Annotated in this window: 3 protein-coding genes; all 3 read left to right on the top strand. The window is 33.8% G+C overall.

The window, feature by feature from the left end:
• Positions 1-198 precede the first annotated feature (198 nt).
• Positions 199-801 (top strand): hypothetical protein, encoded by a 603-nt coding sequence (locus tag ITB9_RS01030; RefSeq protein ID WP_054850773.1) that lies wholly within the window; start codon positions 199-201, stop codon positions 799-801.
• Positions 802-1245: 444 nt separating this feature from the next.
• Positions 1246-1887 carry a hypothetical protein gene (locus tag ITB9_RS01025; protein ID WP_148638309.1) on the top strand — a complete coding sequence of 214 codons (642 nt, stop codon included), beginning with the start codon at positions 1246-1248 and terminating at the stop codon, positions 1885-1887.
• 11 nt (positions 1888-1898) lie between these two features.
• Entirely contained in the window at positions 1899-2501 is a 603-nt protein-coding gene (locus ITB9_RS01020; protein WP_054850771.1) for a DUF6705 family protein, read from the top strand.
• Positions 2502-2755 lie beyond the last annotated feature (254 nt).

Genomic DNA, 2755 nt, shown 5'->3' with positions numbered 1-2755 from the left:
CGCGGATTTTCTATTTGGTTTTTATTTACTAAATTACTTGCTAAACCACGCAACAAACCATATACAACAACGTTGTGGTTAATTACTCGCTCAAACAGAATGACAGTTGCCTAATCCAAAGATAGAGTTTACTCATTTGAGAATTGAAAAGTGATTGACTAAAACTAAATTTAAATTATTAACTTTAAAACCAACGGTATGAAACACAAACAATTGAAAAATTACCTTCAACTTGGAATAATACTATTTGGAATTGTACTTTTGAATAATTCCTGCGAAAAAGACATCTCTGATGAACAAATATTGGAAGAAAACAATAATGTTGTTGCACCGATTATAAAAACACTATCTAAAGACAATGCAGGAGAAACATTCCATAATTTAGCCTCTAGGTTTCAAATTGAGCGTTACTTACCATTAGAGCAGAAAAACCTGCAAGCTAGAACTACACAAGACACATTAGGTATAACTGTTTATACAAATGTCATTAAAGAAGTTACCTTAGGTGATTATAAATCTTACACTATGAAAATTGCTTCTGAAACTAATCAAATCAGTAAATTTTATAATCTAACCCTTGAAGACAAGAATGGGCAATCTGATATGTTTGTAACCCAATACACACCAACACAAAGCTGGCTTAACAATCAAAATGAAAGGTTTGAAGGAAACATATCTACAATGAGCCTTAATGACTTTACCCATATACCGCCTGACGATGGAGGTGGAGGGACGGATACTGGCATAGGTATAGGAGGTACAGGAAGTGGTTATCCGCCTGACCCACAAGGAAGTCCCTAGTACCCAACAGATTGCGATGGTGTAGTAGTAGTAGTTACTTATGAAACCATTGCAGTACGCTGTGAATGTGTAACGCCTGGACATTTACCAGGAGGATGCACTAATTGTTCAAGCCCAGGATATTATGTAGATATCCCTTATTACTATTGTGATGAGACCGATTATGGTCCTGACCCATGGGATAATACTGGAAACCCTAATACAGGAGGAGGTGGAGGCAGTTCAGGAAATGGTGGTGGTACACCACCTGACAACACACCAATAACTGTACTTATTCCGCCTGGTGAAGCATGTGAAAATCCACCACCTGGCGATTTAAATGGCGATTGTCAGTTAAACGCTTATAAAAGCTGTCTTTTACAAGGTAATAGCCAAGAAATCTGTGATTGCGTGGCTGATGGTGGCACGCTTATTGAATGCCAAGAAGATATAAAATGTGAACGATTGAACAGATTAGTACAAACCGATGGTTTAGGCTCAAATATATTACCTGTGGTTAACCAATTAAGAACCAAACTAAGTGCAGGTAATAACGAATGGTCTATAAATTATAAAAATGTGTGGTCAGAAGATGGTAGAAAAAATGTACCTGATGATGATGGTATACAAGAAGGTCCTTCAGATGAACGCTCACCTTTTAATTATGGTAACACATGGGTTGGTTTTATACATACACACCCTGAAGGAAAGTTTAATATCTTTTCTTGGCTAGATATCAGAGCTCTTAAATTAGTTCATACTGACTCTAACAATGACTTTAATGATGAAATATTTATTATGGCTGTAGCGCCAAACAATATAACGTATGCCTTAAGAGTAAATAATATTCAAACCCTTATTGATAAAATTGATGCCGATATGCAAAATGCTAAAGGAAGTAATGATGATGAAAAAAGAAAAAACATCATGAGAGGAATGGCAGAAAAGTATACAGAGAGTAACAACTTAGAACAAAAATTTTTAGAACTTTATGGTGACTATGGCATATCCTTATATGAAGCCACAGATGCTAATTTAAGTAATTGGAAACGATTAGAGTTAGATGAAAATGACAACGAAACAGTAAACGAAACCCCTTGTAATTAAAACTTAAAATCATGAAAAAAATAATATTAATAATAACAATTGGATTAATTTTTTACAATTGTAAAGCACAAAGTCCAGTGTTAAATATGGAAACAACCTTCAGTAGTGATGTTCCTGTTAATGCTTATTATAAAGATGCAAATAACATATTAAATAATTTTGAAGGCACATGGCTTTATACCAATGGTAATAACTCTTTAAAAATAATATTAGTAAAAAGTACCCAGCATTTCAATGGTAAATATTATGAAGATTTATTAATTGGCGGTTATCAGTACATAGAAAATGGTGTAGAAAAAATAAATACACTTACCGATGCCGACAATCTAAATTTAGGTGATAATGCTAGCATAGAAGGAAATAATATATATAATAATTGTAAATACTCACCTGTTGATGATTGTGTAGATGGGGAAAAGAATTTACACTTATCCATAAAAGATGTTCCTTTAGAAGGACATATAGGAGATTTAAGATTATTTAAAAGAACAATTAATGGACAAGAGGTTTTAAAAGTCAATATTTCAATGAATTATTTACGAGATGTAAGTGGTGAATTACCAGACCCAACATTACCTTGGAAAATGGAAAATATTGTATTGATTAAACAATAACTAACCACAACATAGTGTATAGCCAATTGCGGCTAATGGCTAAGACAAAGGTCAGTTTTTATTTGCAATAGTACCGCAAGTACAGCAGTTTAGAATTATAGATTTTGTTATCAGGTTTACCAACCAGATAGTTTATAAGGATAAAACCGCTGTACTTGCTCTTACTAAATCGAAAGAAAAAGCTAGTTTACACCGCAACAAGCCATACACGTTACCGTTGGCAACTATTATGACCCGTCCTGAATAAAGGCTAC

The organism is Olleya sp. ITB9 (assembly GCF_001315805.1).
Classification (GTDB): domain Bacteria; phylum Bacteroidota; class Bacteroidia; order Flavobacteriales; family Flavobacteriaceae; genus Olleya; species Olleya sediminilitoris.
This window is presented reverse-complemented; position numbering and strand designations above follow the sequence as displayed.

Coding starts and splice junctions, on each gene's coding strand:
- ITB9_RS01030 (WP_054850773.1), top strand. CDS start 199: ATGAAACACAAACAATTGAAAAATTACCTTCAACTTGGAATAATACTA.
- ITB9_RS01020 (WP_054850771.1), top strand. CDS start 1,899: ATGAAAAAAATAATATTAATAATAACAATTGGATTAATTTTTTACAAT.